This is a genomic window from Chitinophaga deserti (genome assembly GCF_003149455.1).
Taxonomy (GTDB): Bacteria; Bacteroidota; Bacteroidia; order Chitinophagales; family Chitinophagaceae; genus Chitinophaga; species Chitinophaga deserti.
Genome location: NZ_QFFK01000003.1, coordinates 79,317 through 96,620, shown reverse-complemented (window position 1 = coordinate 96,620; position 17,304 = coordinate 79,317). Strand labels below are relative to the sequence as shown.

The window sequence follows — 17,304 nt, the reverse complement described above, 5'->3', positions numbered from 1 at the left end:
ATGTTTGCAAAACAAATGTGAAAGTTGTGAAGCCTTCTGTATATTGGATGAGCAAATAAAAAACCTTCCCAACATGCGAAAAATTGCCACCATCCTTTTCATCAGCGGCGCTGCCGTTCTAATGTCTTTCAACGCTCCCGTTTCACTGACGCAGCCTTCTGTAAAAGAAGCCAAAGCGCCGGTTGCCTATAAAGTAGACGGTACTAAAAGCAAAATCGCCTGGCTCGCCAAGAAAGTGACCGGCTCCCATAATGGTTTCATCTCCGTAACCGGCGGCGATCTGCAGGTAGACGGCTCCACCCTCACCGGGGGCACCTTTACGGTAGATACCCGTACCATGACCGTAGATGATATCAAAGACGCCAATGGCAACGCGCGCCTGCTCAATCACCTGAAAAGCGACGATTTCTTTTCCGTGGAAAAACATCCGAATGCCACATTCGTGATCACTTCCGTTAAAAAGAAATCCGGTACTACTCACGACATTACCGGCAACCTCACCATCAAAGGCATCACCCAGCCGGTAACTTTCCCTGCTGAAATTGCCGTGAACGGCAGCCAGCTGAATGCAAAAGCCACTATTGTTATCGACCGTACCAAATTCGACATCAAGTACCGCTCCAAGAGCTTCTTCGAGAACCTGGGCGATAAAACGATCTACGACGAGTTTACCCTCGATGTGGAACTGGTAGCAAATAAATAATTACTGCTTTTTTATCAAACGAAAAGCCCGGGTGCATTCAATTGCACCCGGGCTTTTTACATTTTCACTGATGCGTGTTCAGTGTCTATGGCACTATTATAACTTCAGGCCGCCGTGCTTAAACAGGTAGTACGCTGTCTGGTAATTGGCGATGGCTTTTGTTACAATGGAAGAATCCGCCGGAACGGGGATCTGTTCATTGGAAGTTTTATTATAACGGTAAGTTTCCACTGTTTGCTGCGGGCCCAGGATCACGAGGTTATCCTTTTCCATATATGCCAGTTTCTGGTAAGTACCCAGCATGATACGCTCGTGGTAGCTCGGGCAGAGTACATTCTGGCCATACAGGTTGCTGGAATAATCCCAGTTCATAAAGCAGAAAAGCGTGGGGAACAGATCGATCTGTGAGCACATCTTATCAATACTAAGCGCCCCTGCGCCCGGGAGGTTGCAGATGATGGCAGGGATGTGGTACTTGGCGATGTTGATCTCGTTCTTGCCTGCACTGCTGGCGCAATGGTCGGCCACGAAAATGATCACGGTATTTTTAAACCAGGGTTTGGTTTTCGCTTTATTCAGGAACTGGCCAATGGCATAATCGGTATACTTAACCGCACCTTCGCGGCCCTGCCCGGAAGGAATATCGATCTTGCCTTCAGGATAAGTGAAAGGACGGTGGTTGGAGGTGGTCATTACGAAATCAAAGAAAGGCTTACCCGCCTGGTGCCTTGCGTCAGCATCGCGGATCACGGAGTTGTAAAGATCTTCGTCGCAGATGCCCCAGGCATTACGGAAGTTAATCAGCGAATCGGGGATGGTATTGCGGGAAACGGCAATGTCGTCATCTACCAGCATGTTACGGCCCTTGTCAGTAATGTTGTAGCCGTTACTGCCGAAGAACTTGTTCATATTATCGAAGAAGCCGTCGCCACCATAAAAGAACCCGGTGGCATAGCCCTGCTCCCTAAAGATGGCGCCTACGGTGCTGAGGTTTTCGTTACCGGGACGGCGAACGATGCTGCTGCCGGGTGTGGGAGGCACCGCAAGTGTGAGGGCTTCCATACCCCGTACGGTACGGGTGCCCGTGGCGTACATATTGGTGAAAAGGATATTCTCTTTGGCAAGGGAGTCCAGTACGGGTGTGAGGCCGGCAGTGCTTCCGAAAGAGTTGAGGAACTCGGCGCTGAGGCTTTCTATCGTCACCAGTATCACATTGGGGCGGATGGCAGACCCTGTATCGTTAATGTTTCTGCGGATGGAGTACTCGCGGCCGTCGAAGGTGGTAAGACTATCACCCAGCTGGCGGCGCATTACGTCGAAAGCAGTGTGGTTATCGATCAGGCGGTAGAAGTGGTCGTAGCTCAGCTCGTTGTTTTTGAAAGCGGAGAAGAAAGAATAGATCCCGGCTTTGGCGAGTTCATCCTGGTACCGGTTTTTACCTTTCTCGGCCATGGTATTGGGCACTCCGAGTGAGAAGCCTGCAGCGATCACCACAAGGCATGCCAGTACGGTTACCCGCTTCAGCCACGAAGTTTCACCTTCAAACGATGCGCGGAACCAGCCTTTACGTGCAAAGTACCAGGTAAGCACGGCCGTTACCGCCAGCATAATACTGATAAGGATGGGCAGCGGGTAAGATTCGTTGATGTTGTTCACCACTTCATAAGTGTAAATCAGGTAATCTACCGCAATGAAGTTAAACCGGCTTTCGAACTCTCCCCAGAAGGTAAACTCCGCGAAGAACGAAAACATGAGAATGAGCGTGGTAATAAAAAAGAAGGTGAAGGTGACTACCCGGTTCACGATGGAATTGTTCCACTTTGCGGGTATCACCACAAGGTAAAGGGCATAGGGGATGCAAAAGAATACGGCCACGCCGAGGTCGTACAGCAGGCCGGTACCAAATACCCGGAAGAACGATAGAAAGCCCATGCCGGCATCGGGCCAGGACAGGATCAGCAGGGTAAGCCTGACGAGGAACGACAGCAAAAGGATCATGCCGCCAAATCGCAGCAGCAGGCTGTAAGTGTTTTTACTTCTTGTCAATTTCATAGTGGAAAACTTGTCGCGTATAAGGAATTAGAGGTGGCATATAGCACAGCCCACGCCTGGCGGCGCGTCCGTCTAAAGTTGTAGGTTTTAATAAATCAGTAAACAGTTGGCATACCGTCCGCTATATGGTTTTTGCAAACCTGCGGAGGGCTTTTAGCAGGGCGAATCTAATATTTTTATCATGCGGTTGCTGGTTTTTCTGTTGTTTTCTATTAACGTATTGATATTCAATATTATTATATGGTTAATTTTCTCCTTTTTATAGTGTTTTCCCTTCCGGCCGCCGATATCAGCAGGATTCGGTGTAATTTTGCCGGCTATGACATTTGAGGATTTAAATCTGAACAAGCCTTTGCTGAACGCCCTGGAAGACCTTGGCGTTACCACACCAACCACGATACAGGAAAAAGCATTCTCCGTCGTGATGTCCGGGCAGGATGTGTGCGGCATTGCACAAACGGGCACTGGTAAGACTTTCGCCTATTTGCTGCCCTGCCTCCGCCTGTGGTCGTTCACCAAAGAAAGGTATCCGCAGATCCTCATCCTCGTACCCACCCGCGAGCTGGTGGAGCAGGTAACAACAGCCATTAAGCAGCTAACCACCTATATGAGCGTGGAAACAACCGGCATTTACGGCGGTGTGAACATGAAAGGCCAGATGGCCGTTGCCGAAGGAAAACTCGATATAGTGGTAGCCACCCCCGGCCGGCTGGTAGATGTGGTGCTGAGTGGCGCCCTGAAGCTGAAGAATATCAAAAGACTGGTCATCGACGAAGTGGATGAGATGCTGAACCTGGGCTTCCGGACGCAGCTTAAACTTGTGCTGGACATGCTGCCTGCCAAACGGCAGAACCTTATGTTCTCCGCCACCATGATTCCGGAGGTAGATGCCATTATCCAGCAGTTCTTCCACAATCCTGTGGTGATTGAAGCGGCGCCTACCGGTACCCCGCTGGCGAGCATCCGTCAAACGGTGTTTCACGTCCCCAACTTCAATACGAAAGTCAACTTACTCGAATATCTCCTCCTGAAGCGCTCCGATATGAGCAAGGTGCTGGTGTTTGCTTCCACGAAAGCACTGGCAGACGAGCTGTATGAAAAAATAAGTGAGCATATGCCCGGCAGCGTGGGAGTAATCCACTCCAACAAAGACCAGAACTTCCGTTTCAACAGTGTACGCCAGTTCCGCGAAGGCGCATTCCGGGTACTGATTGCTACAGACATCATGGCGCGTGGCCTTGATATCGCAGAAGTGTCCCACGTGATCAACTTCGACATGCCGGAGTCTCCCGAAAACTACATGCACCGTATTGGCCGTACCGGCCGTAAAGATGCGGAGGGTGTGGCGCTTACGTTTGTAACTGAGCGTGAGATGCCCTTACTGGAACAGGCCGAAGCATTGATGAAGATTACTGTACCGGTAGAGGAAATTCCCGTGGAAGTGGAGATCTCCTCCGTGCTCATCAAATCGGAGATCCCTGAGGTTATCATCCCCAACATCCAGCTGAAGCAGCGTAAAGAGGAAAGAGGCGCTGCCTTCCACGAAAAGCTGGCGAAGAACGTGAAGGTCAACAAGAAAGTAAGCCACAAGGAAAAGATGCAGCTGAAATACGGTAAGCCCAAGAAGCGCCCGAAAAAGCGCTAAGGCTACAGCTGCAGTAATCCTGCCTTGTAAAGGGTATTTACGGGCTTATTGTCCCAGAATAATTCAAAATCTTCCAGTCCAGCAGCGGTATAGCTCGCCTCCACGTCTTTCAGCGTGAGAGGTGAGGCTTCCTGTGCGGTGAGCTTTTCCAGTATTTCCGCCAGCCACAGCCCCTGTTCCTTACCCACGCTGATACTCAGCGGTTCTTTCCGTGTCTGGAAAGTGAGGGAGGTTACTTCCCAGGTATTGCCTTTCTTGGACTTAGTGAGCGTTTGCACCTGTGGCTTTTTGCCCAGCCACACCACTTTGGCGGTAGGCTTGCGTGCCCCCAGTGCATCTTCCATCAGGGCTTTCTCTATAAAGTCTGGAGGGATTTTGGTACGGGGGATCTTAGATTCGAACCAGTTCTGCAATGGGTCGTCCAGACAAACACCATGCATGAAATTGAAGAGTGATTTCTTCAGCCCGAAAGCGAACAGCTCATGTTCCGCACCGGTTTCATCGATATGCTCGAGGTCGTTATTGGCGAAGGTGCCTATGGCTTCCGTTACCTTTTTTACATTATACTTCTCAGGGGCCAGGCCTACGGGGCTGTGCGCCGTCATGGTAAACAGGTGCCAGAAGGCAGACTGCAGGATGCCGGTTTTGAACATCTGCCGTACCATCTCCAGCGAGTCCACCGTTTCCTGCGCGGTTTGCGTAGGGAAGCCATACATAAGATAGGCATGCACCATAATACCTGCTTCCGTGAAGTTGCGGTTTACCTGTGCTACCTGTGCCACGGTGATCCCTTTCTGAATGAGTTCCAGCAACCGGTCAGAGGCTACTTCCAGCCCGCCGGATACTGCGATGCATCCGCTGGCTTTAAGCAGCAGGCAAAGGTCGCGGGTAAAGCTCTTCTCGAACCGGATGTTGGTCCACCAGCTCACGGTGAGTTTTCGTTTGATGATCTCCAGGGCCAGTGCACGCATAAGTGCGGGAGGCGCAGCTTCGTCCACAAAGTGGAAGCCGGTTTCCCCTGTCTGCGCGATGATCTCTTCCATCCTGTCTGCCAGCAAAGAGGCAGCTATGGGTTCGTAGAGGCGGATGTAGTCGAGGGAAATATCGCAGAAAGTGCATTTACCCCAGTAACAGCCGTGTGCCATGGTAAGCTTGTTCCACCGGCCGTCGCTCCACATGCGGTGCATGGGGTTTACCACCTCTATGGCGGAAATGTATTTGTCGAGGTAGAAGTCGCTGTAATCGGGTGTTCCCACCTGCCCCTGCTTATAATCCTTACAGGTGGCGTTGCTGATCCATTCCACCCTGCCGTCTTTCAGCAGGAAGGTCCTTTTCAGTTCGCTTTCGGGAAGTTCGCCGTTGATATGACGGTACAGATTTTCGATGGGTGCTTCACCATCATCGAGCAGGATGTAATGGTAGAATTCAAATACCCGAGGGTCGCTGATGGAGCGCAGCTCTGTATTGGCGAATCCGCCACCCATGGCTACTTTAATGTCCGGATAGTTTTGCCGGATATATTGTGCGCAACGCAGAGATGCGTATAGGTTGCCGGGGAATGGTACGGATATGGCTGCCATACAGGGCTGGATGGACTTTATCCTGTCTTCCAGCAGCTGGATGAGTATTTCGTCGATGTAAGTGAATGGCTGCTGTAAGGCGGCGTATAGTTCGTCGAAACTATTGGCGGAGCGGCCCAGCTTTTCGGCGTAGCGGCTGAAGCCGAAGTGTTCATCCACGCATTCCTGAATGAGATCGGAGAGATCTTCGAGGTACATGGTGGCGAAGTGTTTGGCTTTATCCTGTGTGCCCATGGAGCCGAAAGCCCAGCTAAGATCTTCCAGCTGTGCGAAGCGGGAGGCTTCCGGGAGGAAGTCGCGTTTGCAGATACGGTGGGCGAGGGTAGGGTTGTGGCCTTGCAGGAAATGGATCACATCATCGATGGTATGGATGTAATCGTCCTGCAGGGCAATGATGCGCGCTACGTTAGCTGAGTGTTCCGCACCGGCGGGGATGCGGGCAAACAGGCTGGTCAGGCCGCTTTTGGAGAACAGTGCCACGGTTGCTTCAATACCCAGGTCTGCCTGAACGGAAGGGATATTCCGGGTGTTGAGGAAACCTTTCAGGTAGGCCGTGGCCGGGTATGGCGTGTTCAGCTGTGTAAAAGGCGGCGTGATAAGAAATACGGGTGCGCTCAAAATCGAATCGTTTAATCTGCAAAATTAACCCGAAATAATTAAACGGGGATTTTTCATAATTTACGTGCTGCGAGTTATGAAAAGAAGGATGATCATAGCGGCCATGGGGCTCAGCCTTACCGCCGCGGCACAATCGGATACAACCACCCTGCAGGGCATTACCGTACAGGGCTACGCCCAGCAGCGCGACCTTTCCACTATTCCCGGAGCCGTAAGCGTAGTGCGCGGGCAGGATCTGCAGCGGTTTGGGCCCGCTTCCCTGGTACCGGCCCTCAATGCCGCACCGGGCGTACGGATGGAAGAGCGCTCTCCCGGCAGCTACCGCCTTAATATCCGCGGCAGCTCGCTCCGCTCTCCTTTTGGTGTGCGCAACGTGAAAATGTACTACCATGGCCTGCCTTTCACCGATCCCGGCGGCAATACCTATCTCAACCAGTTTTCTCCTGCAGTTTTTACCTCCCTTGAAGTACTGAAAGGCCCGGGCAGCAGCCTGTATGGTGCCAGCACAGGCGGTGTTTTACTGGGCGACAGGCCTTTTGAGAACACCAACAGCCTCAGTGCAGGCTATACCGCCGGCAGCTACGGCAGTCACCTGGCTACGGTGAGCGGCACCTTTGGCACTGCGCGCTTCCGGCAACAGGCAGTATTGTCATGGCAGGAGTCTGGCGGCTACCGCGATCATACCTATATGCGGCGCTATGTGGCAGGATGGAGCGGCCGGTATACCGCCAGTGAGCATTCGGCGATAGAGGCACATGTGCTGGCGGGTGACTTATTCTACGAAACACCCGGAGGCCTCAACCTCACCCAGTTCCTCGCCAATCCACGCCAGGCACGCCCTGCTGCAGGGGCATTCCCTTCAGCTCAGGGGGCTCATGCCGCTATTTACCAGCAAACGGTGTGGACGGGCATCAAATGGGAATATAGATGGAACGAGCACTGGGAGCATTCCGCAGGGGTATATGGTGCGTGGAGCGGATTACGCAACCCGTCTATCCGCAATTATGAGAAACGCAATGAGCCGCATGCCGGAGCGCGTACCATGGTAACCTGGAAGAAAGGGCCCTGGCGTGTACTGGCAGGAGCCGAAGCACAAACCGGGAATTTCCGCACAAGGGTATCTGCCAACAGCAACGGTATGGCAGGCATACTGCAAACCGACGACCGCATCCGCAACGGCCTCCTTTCCCTGTTTATGCAGTCGGAAGCCGTGCTCGATGGTGGCTGGGTACTTACAGCCGGCCTTAGTATGAACGGTGCCAGAACGGTGATCCGCCGCGTATCGGAAACACCGGTATTTCGTTTCGCCAGCAGTTACGACAAAGAATGGGCGCCCCGTTTTGCCGTGCTGAAGCAATTCAGCAACTGGGCCAGTGTATACGGTGTGGTATCTAAAGGATTTTCACCGCCGGCGGTAGCGGAACTACTGCCTTCCACTAGTGTTATCAATACAGATCTTCAGGCGGAGAAAGGATGGAACTATGAAGCAGGTGCCCGTGGCGGCAACAGCCGTTTCCGGTATGATGTGAGCCTTTTCCGCTTTCAGTTAAAAGATGCGATTGTTGGCAGGAGAGATGCCTCCGGTGCAGATTACTTCGTAAACGCAGGGGCCACTGTGCAGCAGGGAGCCGAAGTTTCCGCAATGTATCAGCCCGCAGCGTTCCTTGGCCTCCGTGCGGCATGGACGTTCCATCACTTCCGGTACGACTCCTTCTCCCAGCAGGATAAATCCTTCGACGGTAACCGCCTGCCCGGTACACCGCAGCATGCGCTGGCAGCTTCGGCAGATGTACGCCTCAGTTCCTCGTTTTCACTGTTTGCCACCTGGCAGTATAACGATGATATTTTCCTGAACGATGCCAATACGGATAAGTCTGCCGCTTTTAACCTGCTGGGCCTGAAGGCCGAGTATAAAGTAAGGCGTAAAGGATGGGAAGGAAGGCTTTTTGCCGGTGCGGAAAACCTGCTGGATGAAACATACAGCTTAGGAAACGATATCAATGCGGCCGCAGGGCGGTATTACAATGCCGCACCGGGGCGCAGTATATATGCAGGCTTCGCAGTGCAGCTGGGGAAATAGTGCTGGTGGATAAGTTGGGCTTAAATTTAACACGGCATTTACGCCCGGAAAGAAACACAGGATTATCTTTGTAGTGAACTTGATTGGGGCCAATCCCCACAGGTTCCTTTCGGCAGCTTCGGCTGCCTCAATATATACCACCCGCCACGCTAAGGTGCATAACCGAAGCATGGCGGGTATTTTTTTATACATATTTATGATTAAACAGATTTTTCTCTTTGCAGGAAAATGTTGGCAGTGCTTTTGAATTCTTCGAAAGATGTGAACTGTTTGTCACAGGCGTTAGTTAAACGGCTGCGGTCTTTTTTACTTAGTTTCTCAAAGTCTTCGTTAACTATCCAACCCCGGAAGTTGAGATTGGCCCGCTGGAACTCAAGGCAGCTGATAGTGGCAAGCCGAGCCTTGGACGAATCTTTTACCGCGAATAAATAAACAGGGTGCCCGTTCGGGGAAAAAGAATAATCAACTTCCAGATCATCTCTGCTGGGGATTGGGTATACTTTTTTCTGAGGGTTATAAGCGGAAAGGTCAGACAGGATATAATCATCAAGCATTTCAAAGAACAGGCTTTCGATAACTTCCCGTTTAAAATACCGCATGCTGCCAATCTTGGCATATGCATGGGAGATTTGCATAATGTCGTTAAATACACTGGCCGGTGTTGTTTCCAGCCAGATATTTCCTTCTTCTTCAGTTAACCCGTTTTCTGTTATGATTTTATGGAGAATCGCATTTTTGTTATCCGTATCTATTTCATATGAATAGGAAAGCCGTTGTAATGTCAGGCCAAAATCACATAGTATGAACTTTCCGTTGTTCTCTGTGAAGAACAAATCAATTGCATCCCCGTCTTCATGAAATACAGGGATGAATAATTGGTATATACCTTTCCTTTTTTCCTGCACGGAAAGCGGATTGTTAAACCCAATTCTGACAGCGTCAATAATTTGTTCAAAGTTCATTATCAAAAATGTCTAGTTGATGTTTTCTCGGAGTAATCAAAAGATCCTTTGATCCCGGTGACACATTTATCAAATCTACAAAATATTCCAATGCACCTTCCAGTGTGGCGTAAGCATTACAAATCTCAATATGTCCTTCCGCTTTTTGGCCTGCTGCTATACGTTCTGCGGTAGCATAATGTAGATGGAAATCCGCATGATGCGGGTATTGTTTGGTGCCGCCATGTTTACCATTACATCTCAGTAAAACGATACCGCCTTTTTCAACATGTGTCTGATATATTAAGCCAATGGAAAAATTTTCTGCAAAGAATTTATTTTGCATAATAAAGCCGGTAAAAGTATGATGGCCATCAATGGAAGAAAGCCCGAAGGTTTTTTTCATCCCGGCATTTACATAAGCTCTGGTAGTTTCTTTTGGCGGATTAGTGACCATTTTTGGACAAGTTATTAACTCCCTGATAAATTCATCCGTCCAGCACATACAATGGTTGTTTCCGGAAAAGATGAAAGAACAGTTATTAAGGGTTAATATGTTTGTCTATACCATATACTCCCACGCACTTTTATACGCATCGTTCGCTTCGGCATATGCAATAAACCCTGCATAATAAGGGAGCCGGGAAAGTGTGGCGCTGTCGCCGATCACCACCAGTTTTTTGCGGGCACGGGTCATAGCTACGTTCATGCGCCGTATATCTGAGAGGAAGCCGATCTTATTATCAGAGTTGCTGCGCGTCATGCTGATGTACACAATGTCGCGCTCCTGACCCTGGAAGCTGTCGATGGTATTGACTGTTATCTGTTCACCATAGATTTTAAGATCGGGATGATGGGCAAGCTGATCGCGCAGCAGGCCTATCTGTTCTTTATAAGGTGCAATCACCGCTATGGTGGGGAAGTTTTGCGGTGTGTAATGCGGCTGCAGTGTTTCCACAAAGCCTGCCAGATGGCGGAAGAGGAAAGCTGCTTCTTCAGGATTGGAAGTGCTGGTGCCTTCCGCCTTTTCATCGAAGCCGCAGCCTGCGGTATCTACAAATGCGAGCGGCGCATCTTCCCCGAAAAGGAGATGCCCTGCTACGGATGGATGCGCTTTCAGGCGGCTGTCGTAGAACGCGGCGGAGGAATAACCCATGATGGCGTTGTGCATACGGTATTGCTCTTCCAGCATCACCACCGATTCCGGGTGAGTGGCAGCTATCTTTTCCAGCAGTGTTTCAGCAAGACCGGCACGCGCCGCTTCTGCAGATTTAATAGTGGGCGGCAACTGGCAATGGTCGCCGGCAAGTACTACTTTCTTCCCTTTCAGCGCAGCGATCCAGCAGGCTGGCTCCAGGGCCTGACCGGCTTCATCGATCACCACTGTATCGTATTCCAGGTGGCGGACGGTATAGTGCTGCGCACCCACGGGCGTGGCGGTAATCACCTGAGTTTTTTCGAGTACATCAGAAACGATGTATTGCTCCAGCTGCTCCACATTTTGCATAATCTTGCGCGCTTCGGAGAACAAAGCTTTGCGCTGCTCACGTTCAGCTTTCCCGAAGTTGCGTTTATACTTATGCGCCATATCACGGAACTCGTTGGCCTGCTTACGGAGGCGGCGGATATCTTTAACGGTGGCATGGTTGCTGACCTGCGCATCGAGGGTAATGTCTGTCAGTTTCTCGGAAACCTTCACAGGATTGCCTACGCGTAAAACGCGGAGCTTTTCTGCCGCGAGCTTTTCACTGAGGAGGTCTACCGCGGCATTGCTGGGCGCTACCACGAGTATCTTCTTGTCCTCATGCGAAAGCAGGGCTTTGATGGCCTGCACGATAGTGGTGGTTTTACCGGTGCCGGGAGGTCCGTGTACAAGGGCTACTTCGCGGGCGGAGAGGATTTTATTGACTGCTTCCTGCTGGGAAGGGTTGAGAACAGGGGAGGTGAAGGGGGCATGCGGTATGTCGAATTCCGGTTTCTCTGCTCCGGAAAGCACACGTACAAGCCGGCCTTCGGTATGCTTTTCTGCGAGGGCGGAGGCCTTTTGCAGGGCGGCGAACATTTCTTCGTAGCTGGTATCATCGAACAGGAGATCGATGCCCAGTTTGCCATCGTCGGCCCAATCGGGGAGTTCATCCGTACGGAGGGTAATTTTAAGGCGGTTACCGCTTTGCCAGGCTATGGTGCCTTCTACACGGTGTTCCTTAGGATCGTGCTGGGAAAAGAGCACGGCGGAAGCACCGAAACGGAGCTGATGGGGCACATCGTGGTGGGTGGTACGCTCCACTTCCACGGTGAGATAATCGCCCCGGCTCATTTCAGACCCGCGGATGGCGATGGGATACCAGGCAAGGCCGTTTCCACGTCTTTCCGCTACTGATACACTTTCCGTTTGCCTGCGGTAGTTTTGCCTGTCTTCCGACTTTTCCTGCTGTAACAACTGCCGGAGCCTGTTGAAATAATCCATCCGGCAAAGGTAATCATTCCATGGCGGCTGCCCGTCAACCTTTAAGATCATATTAACATCTCTTTATTTATTTTCGGCCCACTGTTTACGCCGTATGCCCCCCGAACATCACCAGCAATTGACCGATCCCGCATTGTGGGACCTGTGCCGCTCCGGCAACCTGCAGGCCTTTAGCACGCTGTACGACCGCCTGTGGCAACCACTTTACGAAACGGCCTGGTGGCGCCTGCGCGACGAAGATGCCGCTAAAGACATTGTGCAGGAAACCTTCATTCACTGCTGGCAGCAACGCCAGACACTGCTTATCACCTCTTCCGTAAAGGCATACTTTCAGTCGGCCATCCGCCGCCGTGTGCTCAATCATCTGCAATCCGCCGCCGCGAGGGAGAAATACACCCGTCTTTCCGGTGAGCAGCTTCCCTTGTTACACCATGATACATCCGAAACAGTGGAAGTGCGGGAACTGGAAGCGCTCTACCGTCAACAGCTGGCGCAGCTGCCCCCAGCCATGCGGGATGTGTTTACCGACAGCCGGGAACATGGCCTCAGTGTGGCAGAGATAGCGGAGAAAAGGCAGCTCTCTCCCCAGACCGTTAAGAACCAGCTTTCCGGGGCATTGAAGAAGATGCGGGAAGGGCTGGGCAACTGGGCAAAGTTTTTTTTCTAACCGCATAGTACCAACCCATACCGGGCACTGTCTATACATCAGCAAGGAGATAATACATGGAAGATCCCCGCATCCAGGAGCTCCTGGATAAATATGCCGCCAATACCTGCACGCCCGGAGAAAAGGACGAGCTGCACCGCTGGTACGATGCCTTCCGGCAGGAAGGTGCGTTTACTGCCAGTGCTGCTACCGGAATGGCAATGAAGGCCGCCGTGTTTGCCGCTATCGGTGAAGAACAGGCTCCCCCGGCCCGGGAACGCACGCTATGGAAATGGACCGCCGCCGCCGCAGTAGTGGTGCTGGCCATTGGAACATGGTGGCTGCCGGATAGTAAGCATCCTGCGCCCGTAGCCATGGTAGAAGTAGTGGCCCCTGCGGGTGACAGCATCCGCACCGTTCACTTCCCCGACGGCTCCCGTGCATGGCTCGCCCCCGGGTCAAAGATCCGTTACCGGCAGGGGTTTGATGATGGCAACAGGAAAGTGGAACTGCCCGACGGACAGGTCATTTTCGAAACTGGCAAAGCCACCGAACATCCATTTACCGTTGTAACCGCGAAGGGCGTGGAAGTGAAGGTGCTGGGTACTGTGTTTACCATTACATCCTATAAAGAACTGGCAGCAACGGATGTGCATGTTACTTCCGGCGCTGTGCAGGTGAGCGATAGTACCGGTGTGGTGGAAGTATTGCGGGCGCAGGAAAGCATCAGCCACATCCTTGGTACACCGGGAATAAAGCAGCAGCAACCCGCTCCTGATTTCCGGAACGGACAGTATACGCTCAGGGACGCGGATATGTCCTACCTGGCGGCTTATATAAAACACAAATATGGAATCACTGTTGCTTACGATGCGCAGGAACTAAAAGATGTACGATTCAATATTTTCATCGACAGGGAACTGACGGCAATTGAATTCTTCCACCTGCTGAAAACGCTCGGCGGACTGGAGTTTGAAGTATCCGGCGATACTGTTAGATTTTTCACTTCATAACCTTCAAACGATTTTTCAACGACCCGGTAAAACATTCCGGCTGCATTGCGGCCAGGCCATGTATTGCCTCAATATTCACAAAACGCGAACCATGCGCATTTACCTAACCAGTATGCTGATCCTGTGTTGCCTGGGCCTTTCGGCCCGGCAATCCGGGAGAATCACCATCACATTTCAACGTACCACGCTTGACACGGCCTTCCGCCAGCTGGAAGCTAAAACCGGCTGGCATATCTCTTTCGAAACCTCCCGCACCAGGGGCATTACAGTACCGGCACGTACTTTCAAAGATGCAGAGCCTGATGTGGTGCTGTCTAGCCTGCTGGCAGGCACGGCACTTGGGTTTAAACGGCAGGGGAACAGCGTGCTCATTATTCCCCGCCCGGTATCCAAAACCCTCAGCGGCTTTGTGTCCGACGCTGTGAGCGGCGAGCGCCTGCCCGGTGTGGTAATGGCAGTACCCGATTTCAGGCAGGGCACTGTTTCCAATACTTTCGGGTATTACAGTCTTACCCTGCCTGCAGATTCCCTTCGCCTGCAGATACAGTTCATGGGTTACCGCCGGCTCGATACCACGCTGCTTTTGCAGCCCGATACGCGCCTCAATTTCGCATTGGAACCCATGAGCCAGACGTTGGGAGAAATAACAGTAAAGGGAGCTAAAAATGAATCTGTTGAGCAAAGCTCACAGATGAGCCGTATCACCATACCCATCGCCATGGTAGGCTCCACACCCCGAATACTGGGAGAAAAAGACCTGTTCAAAACATTGCAGATGCTGCCCGGGGTAAAACAGGGCACTGAAGGCACCAGCGCCCTGCTGGTAAGAGGCGGTACGCCCGATCAGAACCTCATCCTGCTGGATGGTGCGCCGCTGTACAATCCCATGCACCTCATGGGTATTTTCTCTACCTTCAATACCGCAGCGTTAAAAGATGTGACCCTCTACAAAGGCGCTTTCCCTGCACGTTATGGCGGCCGCCTTTCATCCGTTGTTGATATTACCACCAAAGATGGCAACCTGCAGAAAATGCATGGGGAAGCCAGCATTGGACTGCTGGCGGCTTCGCTGTCTGTAGAAGGACCGCTGAAAAAAGACAAAACCTCTTTCATCATATCAGCCCGCCGCTCTTACCCCGATCTCATTGCCACGCCATTCGTTAAAAAAGGGGAGAAGGCGCCGGAGAAGTTCATGCTCAACTTCTATGACATCAATGCCAAGCTGCACCACCGTATTTCCGAAAAGGATCAGCTCTACTTTAGTGTGTACAGCGGGCGCGATCATATGCGCTTCAAATACAGGGATGTAAAAGATGAGAATGCGCCCAACGATTATGCCATTACTGATGCCAATATAGGCTGGGGAAACCATACCGGCACGTTGCGATGGAGCCATGTATATTCCCCGAAACTCTTTTCCAATGCCATGCTTATTGGCTCCCGCTACCGGTTGAAGATCAACAATTATCTGGAAGATAAATTTAAAGACGAAATCAACTCTAACCGGCAAATGCTGCAATCAGGGATCGAAGATTATGGCGGTAAGATCGATTTCGATTACAGGCCCAACCCCGCGCACACCATCCGCTTCGGGGCTTCTTCCATGTACCGCATTTTTACGCCCGGTATAGTTTCCCAGAAGCAAACCGAAAATGGTGAGGTAGTGATGGACTCCACCAATTCCAGCCAACGTATCAAAGGAACGGAGCTGGATGTATATGCGGAAGACGACTGGGAGATCAGCCCCCGCTTTAAAGCCAATATCGGTCTCCACTGGGGCGCTTTTGCGGTACAGGGCCGGTTCTACCAGTCGCTGCAGCCCCGTACCAGTATGCGCTACCTGCTGCCGGGTAACTGGGCGCTGAAAGCATCCTGGTCGCGTATGACGCAATACATTCACCTGCTGGCCAACAATACCCTGTCGCTGCCCACTGATCTTTGGGTGCCTGCCACATCGAGGATACGCCCGCAGCAGGCGGATCAGTTTGCACTGGGTGTGGCGAAGAACCTCTGGAAGGGGAAGTTTGAATTCACCGCGGAAGGGTATTATAAAAACATGCGCAACATCATCGAGTATAAAGATGGTGCGGGTTACCTCACCACCGGATTGTCTGACGGCTGGCAGGAACATGTGGCAGCTGGAAAGGGAGAAGCTTACGGGATGGAATTACTGCTCCGTAAATCAACGGGCCGCTTAACCGGGTGGATCGGTTACACCCTCTCGTGGTCTAACCGTCAGATAGATGAGGTAAGTAACGGGCAGCCTTTCCCCTACAAATACGACCGAAGACATGATCTGCACATATTACTGTCGTATAAGCTCACGAAAGGTATCGAGCTCACCGGCAGCTGGATGTATCAGAGCGCCGCACCATTCACCGTTGCCGTAGGGCGTTACGAACAGGCTGAAATGCCGGGATTTGGCGGAGTGGAACAATTCGCAGGGCGTAACAACATCCGGCTGGTGCCGTATCACCGCCTCGACCTTGGCGTTAACTTCATCAAACATAAAAAGAACGGCATGACGCGTACATGGAACGTAAGTCTCCTGAACGCATACAACCGATTTAATCCCTCATTTGTGGTACAGAACTGGCGCGATGTTACACCGGGTAAGCTGGGTGTAAGGTCTGTTAATTTCATGCCTATACTACCCAGCATTTCCTATCAACTTAAATGGTAATGATTATGAAGAAAACATATCTCCTTTACATACTGGCAGCATTTGCCGTGGCCGGTTGTTATAAAACGTATGAACTCGACTGGCCGGGAGGATATACGAAACCCGTCATAAATACCTTCATTCAGCACGACAGCCTGCTGAAAGTTACCGTCAGCCACAGCTCCGCTGCAGAGGAATATAGAGTATACCACCGGGGAGATGCCACGGTGAAACTGTATGCAGACGGTGTTTACCAGGAAACTCTACAGCCCCGGCAGACAGCGCACAATGTGATAACTTTCTTCAGCCAGGGAAAGCTGAGCCGGGGTACCCGTTACCGCGTAACCGCTGAAATACCCGGTTTTCCCTTGGCTGAGGGGGAAGATGTTATTCCTCCTCCCGTACCCCGGATAGAGGCAGGCTTTTCACCCATTATGATTGGCAATTATGTATCTAACTACAGTATTAAATTCCGGGTGTTCGATGATGGTGCAGAACGAAATTATTATCGTGTAAGATTGTTTTACAAAACCACCTATAACGGGCATACTTATACAGGAACTACCCCGGTAAGACTGGAAGATGACGGTACGGAAAACTGGGAACTGTTTGGTGATGACGGGGTAGATGAAGTGCTGTTGGATGATGCGCTCTTCAACGGCCGCAGCCCGCTTTACCATTTCAGAACACAAAGCCTCAGCTATGCAGATGAATTTTACCTGGAAGTATCCCAGCTTACACGGGATGCTTATCAATATTTTCGCTCTGCCCAGTTACAGCGTAACAGGCGGGGCGATGATATCGGGGAGAAAGTAACGGTGCACAGCAATATCCGTAACGGACTGGGTATCGTTGGTGGCATGACCGTTCAGTACTTCACTTATAAACCATAAAAAC

General features: G+C 51.5%; 12 protein-coding genes. 7 read left to right on the top strand and 5 right to left on the bottom strand.

The window, feature by feature from the left end; all coding sequences use genetic code 11:
• Positions 1–73: 73 nt before the first annotated feature.
• Complete coding sequence (locus tag DEV76_RS07660) at positions 74–703, top strand: YceI family protein (protein WP_109697708.1); 630 nt, start codon at positions 74–76, stop codon at positions 701–703.
• 96 nt (positions 704–799) lie between these two features.
• On the opposite strand, the gene DEV76_RS07655 is transcribed toward DEV76_RS07660, so the two are convergent.
• Positions 800–2,755, bottom strand: coding sequence for an LTA synthase family protein (locus DEV76_RS07655; RefSeq protein ID WP_109696848.1), 1,956 nt, complete (start codon positions 2,753–2,755; stop codon positions 800–802).
• Positions 2,756–3,074: 319 nt separating this feature from the next.
• Between DEV76_RS07655 and DEV76_RS07650 the strand changes: the two genes are divergently transcribed.
• Positions 3,075–4,400 carry a DEAD/DEAH box helicase gene (locus DEV76_RS07650; RefSeq protein WP_109696846.1) on the top strand — a complete coding sequence of 442 codons (1,326 nt, stop codon included), beginning with the start codon at positions 3,075–3,077 and terminating at the stop codon, positions 4,398–4,400.
• 2 nt (positions 4,401–4,402) lie between these two features.
• On the opposite strand, the gene DEV76_RS07645 is transcribed toward DEV76_RS07650, so the two are convergent.
• Positions 4,403–6,598 (bottom strand): B12-binding domain-containing radical SAM protein, encoded by a 2,196-nt coding sequence (locus tag DEV76_RS07645; protein ID WP_109696844.1) that lies wholly within the window; start codon positions 6,596–6,598, stop codon positions 4,403–4,405.
• Between the two features lie 76 nt (positions 6,599–6,674).
• On the opposite strand from DEV76_RS07645, the gene DEV76_RS07640 reads away from it, so the two are divergent.
• Positions 6,675–8,678, top strand: a complete 2,004-nt coding sequence (locus tag DEV76_RS07640) for a TonB-dependent receptor family protein (RefSeq protein ID WP_109696841.1) — start codon at positions 6,675–6,677, stop codon at positions 8,676–8,678.
• Positions 8,679–8,878: 200 nt separating this feature from the next.
• On the opposite strand, the gene DEV76_RS07635 is transcribed toward DEV76_RS07640, so the two are convergent.
• Genes DEV76_RS07635 through DEV76_RS07625 form a run of 3 tightly spaced genes read right to left on the bottom strand, consistent with a single transcriptional unit; the run spans position 8,879 to position 12,137 of the window.
• Positions 8,879–9,640 carry a DUF1828 domain-containing protein gene (locus DEV76_RS07635; protein ID WP_109696839.1) on the bottom strand — a complete coding sequence of 254 codons (762 nt, stop codon included), beginning with the start codon at positions 9,638–9,640 and terminating at the stop codon, positions 8,879–8,881.
• Complete coding sequence (locus DEV76_RS07630) at positions 9,630–10,124, bottom strand: hypothetical protein (RefSeq protein ID WP_157962769.1); 495 nt, start codon at positions 10,122–10,124, stop codon at positions 9,630–9,632. The genes DEV76_RS07635 and DEV76_RS07630 overlap by 11 nt, the downstream gene beginning before the upstream one ends.
• 57 nt (positions 10,125–10,181) lie before the next feature.
• Positions 10,182–12,137, bottom strand: a complete 1,956-nt coding sequence (locus tag DEV76_RS07625) for an AAA domain-containing protein (protein WP_232826900.1) — start codon at positions 12,135–12,137, stop codon at positions 10,182–10,184.
• Between the two features lie 43 nt (positions 12,138–12,180).
• Here DEV76_RS07625 and DEV76_RS07620 point away from each other — a divergent pair, with 43 nt between their 5' ends.
• The 4 genes from DEV76_RS07620 (at position 12,181) to DEV76_RS07605 (ending at position 17,300) form a co-directional block, all read left to right on the top strand.
• The gene (locus DEV76_RS07620) at positions 12,181–12,753 is read left to right on the top strand and encodes an RNA polymerase sigma-70 factor (RefSeq protein WP_109696832.1); all 573 of its coding nucleotides are present in this window, start codon (positions 12,181–12,183) and stop codon (positions 12,751–12,753) included.
• A 56-nt stretch (positions 12,754–12,809) separates the two neighbouring features.
• Positions 12,810–13,745: a FecR family protein gene (locus DEV76_RS07615; RefSeq protein WP_109696830.1), complete on the top strand. Its 936-nt coding sequence runs from the start codon at positions 12,810–12,812 to the stop codon at positions 13,743–13,745.
• 91 nt (positions 13,746–13,836) lie between these two features.
• Entirely contained in the window at positions 13,837–16,428 is a 2,592-nt protein-coding gene (locus tag DEV76_RS07610; protein WP_109696828.1) for a TonB-dependent receptor, read from the top strand.
• Positions 16,429–16,433: 5 nt separating this feature from the next.
• Complete coding sequence (locus tag DEV76_RS07605; RefSeq protein WP_157962768.1) at positions 16,434–17,300, top strand: DUF4249 domain-containing protein; 867 nt, start codon at positions 16,434–16,436, stop codon at positions 17,298–17,300.
• Positions 17,301–17,304: the final 4 nt, after the last annotated feature.